Raw genomic sequence first — 12,377 nt, forward strand, 5'->3', positions numbered from 1 at the left:
GGCTCGCGACACTGGACAATATAGCACGTCTTTGCTATAGCGCCACTTCCTGCAAATCCTTGCAACTTCAAACTAGAAAGGTGGTGAAAACCACATGCAGGTTAGTGTTCGTGATAACAACGTCGATCAAGCGCTGCGCGCCCTGAAGAAAAAACTTCAGCGCGAGGGTGTGTTTCGTGAAATGAAGCTCAAGCAGCATTTCGAGAAACCTTCCGAGAAAAAAGCACGCGAGAAAGCCGAAGCGATCCGCCGCGCCCGGAAACTGGCACGGAAAAAGCTCCAGCGCGAAGGTATGATGTAAATCAGCCCCTCGTTAGAAGCGTAAGAATAAATCACCCCGTTGTCCCTGTGACGGCGGGGTTTTTTTACACCTCATCACGGGCGTCTTAGAACCCCGCTCAACCTATGACTGTGCTTTTCGTGCAAGCCCAAGCACGCAAATGCACCACCTGTCCCAACGGGCGTACAAAAATCCGGCAGGGCATTATACACGCGATTTCAAATATTAAACGACAGGAACCCTGCTGATGACGCACCTCAAATCAATCAAATCGGCGCTGGTCGTCCCAGCTTCTTTGGCAATGGCGCTGGCCCTCTCGGCCTGTGGATCAAACCTGAATTTGGCAGACAATATTACGGCCAGCGGGACCGCGACGGTGTCTTCGGGCGCAATTGATACATCGTTGGACAATGTCTCGAACGGATCTGTCACGTCATCCGAGGTAGGCTTGGTCGCCTATGCAACAGGTACCAACCCCAGACGCGGCCAGATCGTGGCCCTCGCAGGGATTGAGGACGGCGCTGCCGTTGGCGAACCTGTAACAGGCGGCACTGTCACGTATGATACGCGTTACAACTATCAGGTCGCAGCCGAGGTTGAGCGCAGCAGCCTGTTCATCAACGGCCTGCGCGGCAGCAGAGCAAGCGAAGGCCGCGCCACGCTGACCGCTGATTTCGACAACGGGACACTGACAGGCAACACATCCGATCTGGATGTCGACGGCCAGATCAACGGCCAAGCCGTGACAGGCACCGCAACGGTGGACTACAGCCTAAGACGGACAGTTTTCGGCAACAATACTGTGTCGGGCACCGTGCAAACCAGCCTCGATGGTCAGATCGGCAGCGAGGGCGTGATTGCCACCTTCCACGGACGCGATAGCACAACCACCGTTGCAGGCGGTCTGGTTGGTGTCGCTAATTGATCTTGCGGGGCAGACGGCTATTCCCCCGCCTTGCTAGTGTGTCAGCCGCGCTTTGGCTGGCCCTTTCGGGCGGGGCATTTGCACAGGCACCACAGGCACAGACTGACTTCAATCAAGCGCGCATCATGCGCGCATCCGGAGAGTACAAGCCCGCCATCGAGATCCTGCGTGATCTCTTGCGGGCCCGTCCCCGCGACATCGCAGTGCGAGAAGAGCTGGGCTATGCTCTCATCCTCGACGGCCAAATGGCGGCTGCGCAATACCAGTTTGAAATACTCAAAGAACGCGCGCCCAGCGCCGATAGCCGCGCCCTCTATACCGCTGTATTGCGCCGCATTGTATCGGAACGTCCTGTCGGCATCAGCCTGATCTTCGGCTTCAACCCCACCACCAACCTGAACCAAGGCACAGACAATACCACCCTGTCAGGGGGCGTGTTGGGCGAAGGGCAGATCGCCCCCGAGAGCCGCCGCATTTCCGGATGGGCGGGCCAGATCGGCTTGCGCGGCTATGTGCGCGGCAATCTGGGTGCAAAAGGGCGCATAACGCTAGACTGGCGCGCCGCACGCCACCTCTATTCGGCCCTCTACAGCGCCGAGACGGAAACAGAGCTGGGCCTGACCTTTGCCACCAATACCCGAACAACTGATTTCAGCACCCGCATCTTTCATCTGGAGCGGCAGCGCGAGAAGGGCGATTACAGCCGCACAGGCGTAACGATCTTTGCCGCAACGCCCCTAGCACAGGGGCGCCAGATCGACGGCACTCTCCAGTTTTCAATGCTCAAAATGCAGCAGAACCCAGCCAATGACGGCCTGCGCACATTACTGGATCTGGGCTATTCACGCACACCCAACCCTGCACTGTCGTTGCGCTTTGGCGTACAGGCCGTGCATGCAGATGCCGCGCGCAGAGCCTTGGGCTTTACCAGCCTTGCTGCGACAGCACAGGCCAGCCGCGCCTTTCGCGGCGGGTACGAAATTTCGGGCCGCGTGCTTGCAGGCCAGCGCCGCTTTAACACCGACATCGGTTTTTCGCGCCACGACAGCTTTGCCGATGTCTCGGTCACGGTCTTTAACAGCCGCTTGAGTCTGGGCGGTATTGTCCCGAAACTCACTTGCAGCTTCGCCAAGACATCCTCAAACGTCGCGTTGTTTGACGCGACCGAGCGTGCATGCGGTTTGGCTCTTTCGCGCAGGTTCTAAGCCAGCATTTCTTCAAACAGGCAGCGCGGTGGTCTTGCACACAGTTCGCAGGGCAAAACTCGACTGCATCTGCCCCACACCCGGCAAGCGCGCCAGATATTGCCGGTGAATGCGCGCAAAATCCTCGGTATCCTCGGCCACAACCTTAAGCAGGTAATCAGCCGACCCCGCCATTAGATGACACTCCAGCACATCCGGTATCCGCGCCACCGATTTCTCGAAAGCCTCCAACACCTCGTCCGCTTGCCCCTGCAACGTAATCTCGACAAATACTGTCGTCGGCACGCCCAACTTGCGCGGGTCCAGGAGAGCGACGTAATCTCGGATATAACCCTCGGCCTCCAGCCGCTGCACGCGACGATGACACGCAGAAGGAGACAGGTTCACCTGATCGGACAGCTCCGCATTCGACATCCGCCCCCGTTTTTGCAGCGCGGCAAGCAGCTTTCGATCTATACTATCCAACATATGCGCAAGCCTTTTGCGTGAAAGAACCATTCCATAGCAGATTATTCTAATCAGGCATCATTTGGCGAGAGGAAATCGTCTGAAAATGTGACGCAGCAGGCGTATGTGTCAGCCAATCATCGGAGGAGGAAAATTTCTATGAAAATCGGTTGCCCAAAAGAGATCAAACCACAAGAATTCCGCGTTGGCATGACGCCGAACGCCGCGTTCGAAGCTGTAAAGCACGGCCATAGCGTTGTCATCGAGACAGGCGCAGGTACGGGTGCAGGATTTGAAGACGCGGATTACATCGCAGCAGGGGCCGAAATCCTCGGCACCGCGCCCGAGGTTTTCGCCGCTGCCGATATGATCGTGAAAGTGAAAGAGCCACAGGCAGGCGAGCGTAAGATGCTGCGCGAGGGGCAGGTTCTGTTTACCTATCTTCACCTCGCACCTGACCCGGAGCAGACCAAGGATCTGCTCGCCTCTGGTGCCACCTGCATCGCCTATGAAACGGTAACCGACAGCGCAGGCGGCCTGCCACTGCTGGCGCCCATGTCCGAAGTCGCAGGAAAACTCGCCCCCCAAGTAGGGAGCTGGACCCTGCAAAAGGCCAATGGCGGGCGCGGTGTGCTCATGGGCGGCGTACCGGGTGTCGGCCCCGCCCGCGTTGTAGTGATCGGTGGCGGCGTCGTTGGAACGCACGCGGCCCGCGTTGCTGCTGGCATGGGCGCAGACGTCACAGTGCTCGACCGTTCGCTGCCGCGTATGCGTTATCTTGATGATGCATTCTCTGGTGTGTTCAAAACCAGCTTCGCCTCTGCGGGCAACACGATCGAGCTGGCCCGTCAGGCTGACCTCATCATCGGTGCGGTCCTTATCCCCGGTGCTGCAGCCCCACAACTGATCACACGCGCCCAACTGTCCGAGCTGAAACCCGGTGCCGCCCTCGTAGACGTCGCCATCGACCAAGGCGGTTGTTTCGAGACATCGCGCGCCACCACACACCAAGACCCGATATATGATGTGGACGGCATCATGCACTACTGCGTGGCAAACATGCCAGGCGCCGTGGCCCGCACCTCGACCATCGCGCTTGGTAACGCCACGATGCCATTCATGCTGGCCCTCGCCGACAAAGGTTGGAAAAAAGCCTGCGCCGATGACAAGCACCTGCTTGCAGGTCTCAACGTCCATGCGGGCCAACTGACCTATTATGCAGTCGGCAAAGCACTGGGGATCGATGTTATCTCCCCCGCACTGGCGCTCAAATAAACGACAAAGGGGGCCGCATCACTGCGACCCCCTCATCATTTCTACAACAAAAGCCTTATGCTTTTTTCAGTGCCGCCAGAATGTCTGCCAACAGCTCTTCTTGTGTTGGGCCTGCTGGTGCTTCTTCAACTGCTTCTTCTTCCTTGGTCGTTGCATCTTTGATCTTGTTGACCTGCTTGACCAGCATGAACACAACAAATGCAATGATCAGAAAGTTGATGATCGCCATGATGAACGAGCCATAGGCAAAGACAGCAGCGCCACCTTCACGGGCCGCTTCCAGCGATGCACCTTCAGCTACATCACCGCTAAGAACGGCATAGTTGTTCGTGAAATCGATCCCGCCCATGAACAGGCCGATAATCGGATTGATCAGATCGCCCACCAGCGATGATACAATCGCCGTGAATGCTGCACCGATAATGATACCAACAGCCATGTCCATGACATTGCCCTTGGCGATAAAGTCCTTGAATTCGTTCATCATTGTATTCGTCCCTTGTACTACATTTTCCGGCCGCAGGTTTTCCCACCCATTACACCGTCGCACATAAGATATCACATGCGCGCACCATGGATAGACTGTTATGATGGGGAAAACTCCCTATTTTACTGCATATCAGAGAAGGAGTTTCAAAATGGCTGACCTAACGGCATTTCCGATTACCAAAAGATGGCCCGCTGCAAATAGCGACATTATCCAGCTTTATTCGTTTCCGACGCCCAACGGTGTAAAGGTTTCTATCGCGCTAGAAGAAACAGGCCTATCCTATGAGCCCCATACCGTTACCCTGTCAGATGCGGATGTAAAAAGCCCCGCGTTTCTCTCTCTCAACCCCAACAATAAAATCCCTGCCATCGTTGATCCCAACGGGCCTGACGGCACACCCATCGGCCTGTTCGAAAGCGGCGCAATCCTGCTTTATCTCGCCGAAAAATCGGGAAAGCTGCTGGGCGAGACGGCAACCGACAAAGCGAAAGCGACCCAATGGCTGATGTTCCAGATGGGAGGCCTTGGCCCGATGCTGGGGCAACTTGGTTTTTTCAGCAAATTCGCAGGTGCCGAGTGGGAGGACAAACGCCCTCAGCAGCGGTATCTGGGCGAAGCCAAGCGTCTGCTGGCTGTTCTCGACCTCGAGCTGGCTGGCCAAGACTGGATCACGGGGACGCACTATACCGTGGCCGATATCGCCATTGCCCCATGGCTGCGCGCACTTGATTTCTACGGCGTGAAAGACGCTGTCGGGTGGGAAGATCACAAGAACCTCGTAGCTTATCTTGATCGGTTCACCGCGCGACCAGCAGTGCAAAAAGGTCTAGTCATCCCGCCCCGCGCCTAGGGGTTGCGCCTGACCTGCATTGGACCGATTGTGGGTACCTTGATAAACGCAAGGTGCCCACGATGGATCCAGTTCTCTTCTTCAGCTTTATCGCGGCTACAGCTCTAATTGTTGGCTTGCCAGGACCGTCTTGTGCATTGGCCTCGGCACAGGCTGTACGCTATGGCAACCGCGCAGCAGCACTCACGATATCGGGCGATGCCCTAGGCTCGGCTGTCCATATCGTGATCGCAGTCGCAAGCCTTCAGGCGCTGATCGGGCTGGCTGAATTTATACTGCCTTTTTTGCAAATCGCAGGCGGTCTATTCGTGATTTATCTGGGCTGGAAAAGCTTCACAGCACCCGCAACATCACCAGAGGTACCCCCACAAGACAGCGGTGTCACCGCCTTTTGGGCAGGCTTTTTCGCCTGTGTCACTAACCCCAAGGCAATCGTATTCTTCATCGCCCTGTTTCCTGGCTTTATCTCGCCCGAACACTCTATCATTGTACAGTCTTTGATCTACGGGGCTGTCTTTATCACACTGGATGCCGCCAGCATTTGGGCCTACGCGATGCTTGCACGCCGCTTGGTATTGCGTGCAAGCGGACGCATCAACATAGACAAGCTGAGCGGTCTGGGTCTGATCGGCGTCGGCGCGTTACTCGTCGTCAAAGGCATCAGGGCCAGCCAGCCAGCCTAACGAAATGTGCGCCCGTTCCACCGGATCGCCCAAGCATCACCGCCATGGGCATAGCCTGAAATAACCGGCACGTTGGTCGGTCCCAAAGTCACGCCGCCCCCTAGAAAATCCATTTTCTGCCTAAGCAGCTTGCCCTGCCGCAGATAGATTTTCACAGTGCAAACCTGCATACCACAAGACTTGCTGATGCTGCTGCCACCCTTACAGCTCAAACGGTCATGAGACAGGATCAGATCCTTGCGCCCGTCACCGTTCAGGTCCCGCTCAACCGCTCCCGCAGCAGCAAACCGACCACCAGCAGGGCAGCCTGCCCTGATCTCTTTTGCAATCAAATATTGTGCTGCCTTGGAGTAGCTTTGCGCCGCAGCAACGGTCGTTGTTGCAACCAAAACCCACATCACCAAAGCAACCAACCGCATTACGGCAGCTTTGCTGTCAAAACATAGCGCAAAATATCCACCACCTGCGACGGCTCGGAGGCAACAGCAAGGGCCGCCGCATCCACCTCTTTCAGCGCATGAGCATGATCCGGCCCGTGCAGGATAATCAACGATTTTCCCAGCGCCGCGGCATAGCCGGCGTCAAAAGCCGCATTCCACTGCTTGTACTGCTCACCAAACCGCACAACAACCACATCCGAATCGGCAATCCCCTTGCGCGTGCGGATTGCATTGATCTGCGCCCCTTTGCGGTCATGCCAAAATTTATCCGCTTCGGCGCCCAGAATCGCCACGCCACAATCATCGCTCGCCGCGTGGTCTGTCACAGGCCCCGAGAACACAACATCAAGCCCCGCCGCTCCTTCGGTAATCTGTTCGCGCCAATCGGTATGAATCTCACCCGACAAATACACTTTCAACATCTGTAGCTCCTTGGCAGGCCAGCACAGCCCCGCTTCTTTATTTTTCCTTTAAACTCAATCCCGCACCCACAACACGCGCGCGGCCTGCGTTTATCCGCGCAGCACGCCACCCGTGGCCTTGGTTACTTTCTCGATCACTTTGGCGCCAACCGCTTCAATATCCGCATCCTTGAGAGTCTTCTCGACAGGCTGCATCCGTACCGTCAGGGCCAGTGATTTCTTCCCCTCCCCCAGACTACCGCCTAAAAATTCGTCAAATACCCGAACATCCTCGATCAGGGCTTTGTCTGCACCCATCGCAGCATTCACCAGCGTCGCCGCCTCGACTTCTTCATCAACAACAAAGGCGAAATCACGTTCCACCGCCTGCAAATCACTGATCCGCAGCGCAGGCCGCGTAGCGCCTGCCTTGCGCTTCAGAGGCACTTCGGCAGGCCAGAGGGTAAAGGCCATCACAGGCCCCTTCACATCCATCGCAGCCAATACACGCGGATGTACTTCGCCGTAAACGCCCAGCACCTTTTTCGGACCAAGACAGATCATGCCATGGCGACCAGGGTGCCACCATTCAGACGCACCGCGCAAAATTTGTACTTTGGCAGGCGCACCCATAGCGGCCAATACCGCTTCGGCGTCCGCTTTGACGTCAAACAAGTCCACATCACGTGACGCCCCCAAAACATCCTTGGGTCCGGTGCGCCCGACCAACAGGCCTGTCACCAGCATGTGCTGCTCACCAGGTTCACCGCCGCTAAACGCAGGCCCCACTTCGAACAATGCCATATCGGAAAAGCCGCGTGCCTGATTGCGCGCAGCTGCCTGCAACAAACCGGGCAACAGCGCGGGGCGCATATGGCTCATGTCATTGCTGATCGGGTTTTCCAAACGCGTCGTATCGGTCCCCCCACCAAACAGTGCCGCCGAAGGTTGGTCGATGAAACTGTAGGTCACGCATTCATGATACCCAAGCGCGGCGGCCGTGCGCCGTGCGGCCACTTCGCGCCGTTGCGCGGGCGACATGACGGGGCGCGGCACGCCGCTTGTCAAACGTGGCAGGGGCCGCCCTTCCAGCTTGGTCAGTGATGCAATACGCGCCACTTCCTCCACCAGATCGGCCTCGCCCTGCACATCGGGGCGCCAGCTGGGGACATGGGCCATGTCGCCCTCCAGGCGGAACCCCAGTGCAGTCAGCGATTGGCGCTGTTCGGCCTCCGGAATATCCATCCCCACCAGCGAGATCACACGCTTTGCGTTCAAACGATAGGCACGGCTGGTGTCAGGCACCTTGCCAGCCACAACAACTTCGGATGCCTCACCACCCGCGTGATCAAGGATCATGCGCGTAGCATGTTCGATCCCGTAGGGGGTCCACTCAGGGTCGATCCCGCGCTCAAAACGGTACCGCGCGTCCGAATTGATCTTGAGCGCGCGGCCCGTATAGGCCGTGCGCACCGGATCAAAATAGGCCGCCTCAACAAATACATTCACGGTCTCTTCCGTCACGCCAGAGGGCAGCCCCCCCATCACGCCTGCAATGCTCTCGACGCCGTTCGCATCCGAGATCAGCGTCATATCGGGCTGGAACGTGTATTCCTTGTCATCCAGCGCCACCAGCGTTTCGCCGCCCTTGGCACGGTGTACCCGCAGCGCGTTTCCCGCGATCTTGTCTGCATCAAACACGTGCAGCGGGCGGTTCCGGTCGTAAGTGTAGAAATTCGTCACATCGACCAAAAAGCTGATGGGCCGCAGGCCAATCGCGCGCAGCTTGTCCTGTAACCATGCAGGGCTGGGGCCATTTTTGACACCGCGAATAACACGGCCATAGAAAACGGGGCAATACTCTAGCGTGTCTTCGTCAATGCTGACGCTTACGGGACAGGGGAATGCCCCCTCAACCGCCGCTACATCGCGATTTTTCAGCTTGCCCAGCCCGCGCGCGGCCAGATCACGCGCAATCCCGCGCACGCCAAGTGCGTCGGGACGGTTGGGCGTGATCGCAATCTCGATCACAGGGTCCACTTTAGCCGGATCATTTTCGGCCAGCCAATCAACAAAGCTGTCGCCAACATTGCCCGAGGGCAGCTCGATAATGCCGTCATGCTCTTCGGACAGTTCCAGCTCCCGCTCGGAGGCCATCATGCCAAAGCTTTCGATCCCGCGGATTTTGCCCACACCAATCGTCGTATCAATGCCTGGCACATAAACACCGGGCTTGGCGATCACCACAGTGATCCCCTCGCGCGCGTTGGGCGCCCCGCAGATAATCTGCTGCAGGCCCTCGTCCGTCTCTACCTGACACACGCGCAAACGGTCCGCATCTGGATGCTTTTCAGCGGATTTCACGAAACCCAATGTAAAATCGCGCAGCTTGGCACCGCGGTCTTCGACGCCTTCAACTTCCAGACCCAGATCGGTCAGGGCATAGGTGATCTCGTCCACGGAAGCCGTGGTATCAAGGTGCTCTTTGAGCCAGGAGAGAGTGAATTTCATAGCAGGCGTCCTTTGGGCGGCGATTGGCGTTTGGGTAACGCCTTATGGCCCCATATTCAACGCCCTTCACGGATATCGCGGTGCGCGCCCTGCCAGTTGGTCCAACTGCCAGCCGATCCAACCGTGAGGGATGAAATGCCCGCCACTGTGCAGGTCCAGCGTGACTGTCCCACCATCACATTCCCATGTGCGCCGTTCCAGCGTCAGCCATTCAACGGCTTGCCATTCCTCAAGACGGGGCGCGTCACCACAGCCGAAGCTGTCACGCCATAGTGCCACGGGATAGGTCACATCACCGTCAGGCCCCAACGGAAAATCCATCACCGTATCAGCCAGCCCGTGAACATGCCGCACGCTTTGTGGCGCAGTGGCGCAATCAGTGTCCTGCGGCAAGCTGCCACCAATGGCCAGCAAGGCGGCGACGTCCCAACCATTGTCACAGGCATAGCGCCACGCCATCGCAGCGCCGTAGGAATACCCCGAGATATAGATGCGGTCGCGATCAATCGGATACATACCCGCCGCATCCTCGATCACCGCAGCGGCAAAATCCACATCGGCACTGCCTTCGCGCCGAAAATCCCACGTGCGGCCCAAGCCATTGGGGGCCAGCAGCAGCACACCACGGTTGCGCGTATGGGTCGCGATGCGGGAATGCTTGACGATCAAATCCCCCTGCCGCCCCCAACCGTGGAAATGCAACAATACAGGCAAAGCCGCCTCCCCGTCCCACTCGTCAGGCGCAAGCAAGTGATAAGACCACTCGCCCAGCGCACAAGGCACGTCACCCCCACAGTCAGATTTCCAAGGCCCGATGGCGGGAAGGAGAAGGAGGGCGAGAAATAAGAGGGCGAGTTTCATAGCGCGAGGTTAGCCCCAAAGATCGCAGTGTCACGTCACAAAACTGTGGGTCTGTTTGTAGCCTAGTCCCACTCAAGCTCTGAGCGTGCTTCCAGTGCCATCACCCCTAGATTGAGCCTTGGCAACTGGTATCCAGACCCAGATCGGTCAGGGCATAGGTGATCTCATCGACCGAAGCCGTGGTGTCGAGGTGCTCTTTGAGTCAAGAGAGAGTGAATTTCATTTTACTGCCCTCCAGAAAGCAGATTTAGAATAACGTAAATTGTTCCAACAAATCCTGCAAACATTAGATATGCTACAGCTGCATTTACGGGTGTTCCAAACTGTCGCTGCGCTAAAAATCTTACTTGTTTCGTCAAGGTATCGGGACAGTTTACCGCTATCAGTTGCAGATTTCGGCGGTCAATATCTATCAGATCTACAATTAGGAGTTCCCTCGGAGCAAGAGTCGGAATCAGGATAGAAAAACCACCTTTTTCTAGCGCTTTTGAAGTATGCTCTCGAGGAGACCAAATAGTGTAGCTGCTTGGTATATCATTGAGTATCAGTTCAATGCCAGCCGCCGCTTTCCGTCCAGTGTTCTGAATAAATAACTTTTCAGTCGAAATAACTATTGGCTCATTCTCTGGGTCAAGTTTGAACTTGTGAAAACTCATGTTTGTTGAGCCCCACGTAATTTTGACGCGTGGCTGAAACATTGCAACAAGTAGAGCAGTTACAAGAGATATTGCGACAGCACTGAGAAACTGATGAACCGGCTCAATAATACCCCACAGTTCGGCTAGCAGTCCACTCACCTACTCAACCCACCATGCAAATTCGGCTGATCCAAGCTCGCGAACCCATAGTGCCGCAGCCAACGCAGATCTGAATCAAAGAACGCGCGCAAATCGGGTATCCCGTATTTCAACATCGCAATACGGTCGATCCCCATGCCAAAGGCAAAGCCCTGCCAGATGTCGGGATCAATCCCGCCAGCGTGCAGCACTTTGGGGTGGACCATGCCGGAACCCAGAACTTCCATCCAACCATCGCCCTCACCGATGCGCAGCTGCCCGTCGACCCATGAGCATTGGATATCCACCTCTGCCGATGGCTCGGTGAACGGGAAGTGCGAGGCGCGAAAGCGGGTCTTGATGCCGTCAATCTCGAAGAACGCGGCAAAGAACTCCTCCAGCACCCATTTGAGGTTTGCCATCGAGATATCCTTGTCGATCGCCAGCCCTTCGACCTGATGGAACATCGGCGTATGGGTCTGGTCGTAATCGGCACGATACACACCACCGGGACAGATGATGCGCAATGGCGCTCCTTCGGCCTCCATCGTGCGGATTTGCACGGGGCTGGTGTGCGTGCGCAGGACGTGCGGCGGGCGCGCGTCCCCCTCGGCCCGCGCCATGTAAAACGTGTCCATCTCGGCGCGCGCGGGGTGATGGCCGGGGATGTTAAGCGCATCGAAGTTGTACCAATCGGTATCAATGCGCGGCCCCTCAGCCACGGAAAACCCCATCTCGGCAAAGATCGCTGTCAGCTCTTCGGTGACCTGAGACACAGGGTGCAACGTCCCCGCAGGCCGCACGCGTGAGGGCAGCGTCACATCCAGCCACTCACTGCGCAAACGCTCGTCCAGCGCGGCATCGCCCAGCGCCGCCTTCTTCGCTGCCAACGCCGAGTTGATCTCGTCCTTCAAAGCGTTCAGCGAAGGGCCTGCCACCTGACGTTCCTCGGGTGTCATCTTGCCCAGTTCGCGCATCTTGAGCGCGACTTCGCCCTTCTTGCCCACAGCGGCCAGACGGATGTCTTCCAATCCGGCCTCATCGGCTGCATTTGCAATCTGGCTCAGGTATTTTTGCTTGAGATCGTCCATATCATGCGCGTCCTTCAGAAGTTGCAAACCTGCTACCAGAACCGCCGCCAAACGCAACCCGTCCAGCCGCACAGACATATCCGCGCCATCAAGACGAAGAAAATGCGTCCAGCCCCGCGGCCCGTCGGGCGGGCCGCAAAAA

Annotated in this window: 14 protein-coding genes; 6 read left to right on the forward strand and 8 right to left on the reverse strand. The window is 57.2% G+C overall.

From position 1 onward, the window contains the following. Positions 1 to 94: 94 nt before the first annotated feature. From rpsU to Q0903_RS04450, 3 genes are all read left to right on the forward strand, one after another. Positions 95 to 301 carry a 30S ribosomal protein S21 gene (gene rpsU, locus Q0903_RS04440; protein ID WP_025051451.1) on the forward strand — a complete coding sequence of 69 codons (207 nt, stop codon included), beginning with the start codon at positions 95 to 97 and terminating at the stop codon, positions 299 to 301. A gap of 226 nt (positions 302 to 527) precedes the next feature. Continuing rightward, positions 528 to 1,205 carry a hypothetical protein gene (locus Q0903_RS04445; RefSeq protein WP_299025642.1) on the forward strand — a complete coding sequence of 226 codons (678 nt, stop codon included), beginning with the start codon at positions 528 to 530 and terminating at the stop codon, positions 1,203 to 1,205. Between the two features lie 38 nt (positions 1,206 to 1,243). Next, a complete protein-coding gene (locus Q0903_RS04450; protein ID WP_299413191.1) occupies positions 1,244 to 2,410 on the forward strand; it encodes a surface lipoprotein assembly modifier in 1,167 nt (388 codons plus the stop codon). Positions 2,411 to 2,422: 12 nt separating this feature from the next. Here Q0903_RS04450 and Q0903_RS04455 read toward each other — a convergent pair whose 3' ends face one another. Then, complete coding sequence (locus Q0903_RS04455) at positions 2,423 to 2,878, reverse strand: Lrp/AsnC family transcriptional regulator (protein ID WP_299025648.1); 456 nt, start codon at positions 2,876 to 2,878, stop codon at positions 2,423 to 2,425. Positions 2,879 to 3,016: 138 nt separating this feature from the next. On the opposite strand from Q0903_RS04455, the gene ald reads away from it, so the two are divergent. Further along, complete coding sequence (ald, locus tag Q0903_RS04460; protein WP_299413195.1) at positions 3,017 to 4,132, forward strand: alanine dehydrogenase; 1,116 nt, start codon at positions 3,017 to 3,019, stop codon at positions 4,130 to 4,132. Positions 4,133 to 4,187: 55 nt separating this feature from the next. On the opposite strand, the gene mscL is transcribed toward ald, so the two are convergent. Continuing rightward, a complete protein-coding gene (gene mscL / locus Q0903_RS04465) occupies positions 4,188 to 4,619 on the reverse strand; it encodes a large conductance mechanosensitive channel protein MscL (RefSeq protein WP_299025653.1) in 432 nt (143 codons plus the stop codon). 151 nt (positions 4,620 to 4,770) lie between these two features. Between mscL and Q0903_RS04470 the strand changes: the two genes are divergently transcribed. Together Q0903_RS04470 and Q0903_RS04475 are read left to right on the forward strand one after the other, a co-directional pair. Next, a complete protein-coding gene (locus Q0903_RS04470; protein ID WP_299413198.1) occupies positions 4,771 to 5,472 on the forward strand; it encodes a glutathione S-transferase N-terminal domain-containing protein in 702 nt (233 codons plus the stop codon). 62 nt (positions 5,473 to 5,534) lie between these two features. Beyond that, positions 5,535 to 6,155 (forward strand): LysE family translocator, encoded by a 621-nt coding sequence (locus tag Q0903_RS04475; protein WP_299413201.1) that lies wholly within the window; start codon positions 5,535 to 5,537, stop codon positions 6,153 to 6,155. Here the strand turns inward: Q0903_RS04475 and Q0903_RS04480 are convergent. From Q0903_RS04480 to pheS, 6 genes are all read right to left on the reverse strand, one after another. Then, positions 6,152 to 6,574: a hypothetical protein gene (locus tag Q0903_RS04480; protein ID WP_299413203.1), complete on the reverse strand. Its 423-nt coding sequence runs from the start codon at positions 6,572 to 6,574 to the stop codon at positions 6,152 to 6,154. The genes Q0903_RS04475 and Q0903_RS04480 overlap by 4 nt on opposite strands. After that, the gene (locus Q0903_RS04485) at positions 6,574 to 7,017 is read right to left on the reverse strand and encodes a YtoQ family protein (RefSeq protein WP_299413207.1); all 444 of its coding nucleotides are present in this window, start codon (positions 7,015 to 7,017) and stop codon (positions 6,574 to 6,576) included. Before Q0903_RS04485 ends, Q0903_RS04480 begins: the two co-directional genes overlap by 1 nt. A 90-nt stretch (positions 7,018 to 7,107) precedes the next feature. Continuing rightward, on the reverse strand, positions 7,108 to 9,507 hold the full coding sequence (gene pheT / locus Q0903_RS04490; protein ID WP_299413210.1) for a phenylalanine--tRNA ligase subunit beta: 2,400 nt from the start codon (positions 9,505 to 9,507) through the stop codon (positions 7,108 to 7,110). 66 nt (positions 9,508 to 9,573) lie between these two features. Then, the gene (locus Q0903_RS04495; protein ID WP_299413213.1) at positions 9,574 to 10,368 is read right to left on the reverse strand and encodes a polyhydroxybutyrate depolymerase; all 795 of its coding nucleotides are present in this window, start codon (positions 10,366 to 10,368) and stop codon (positions 9,574 to 9,576) included. A gap of 224 nt (positions 10,369 to 10,592) precedes the next feature. Next, entirely contained in the window at positions 10,593 to 11,165 is a 573-nt protein-coding gene (locus Q0903_RS04500) for a hypothetical protein (RefSeq protein ID WP_299413215.1), read from the reverse strand. Beyond that, complete coding sequence (gene pheS / locus Q0903_RS04505) at positions 11,162 to 12,235, reverse strand: phenylalanine--tRNA ligase subunit alpha (protein ID WP_299027685.1); 1,074 nt, start codon at positions 12,233 to 12,235, stop codon at positions 11,162 to 11,164. The genes Q0903_RS04500 and pheS overlap by 4 nt, the downstream gene beginning before the upstream one ends. Positions 12,236 to 12,377: the final 142 nt, after the last annotated feature.

It is taken from the genome of uncultured Sulfitobacter sp., assembly GCF_947502895.1.
GTDB lineage: Bacteria > Pseudomonadota > Alphaproteobacteria > Rhodobacterales > Rhodobacteraceae > Sulfitobacter.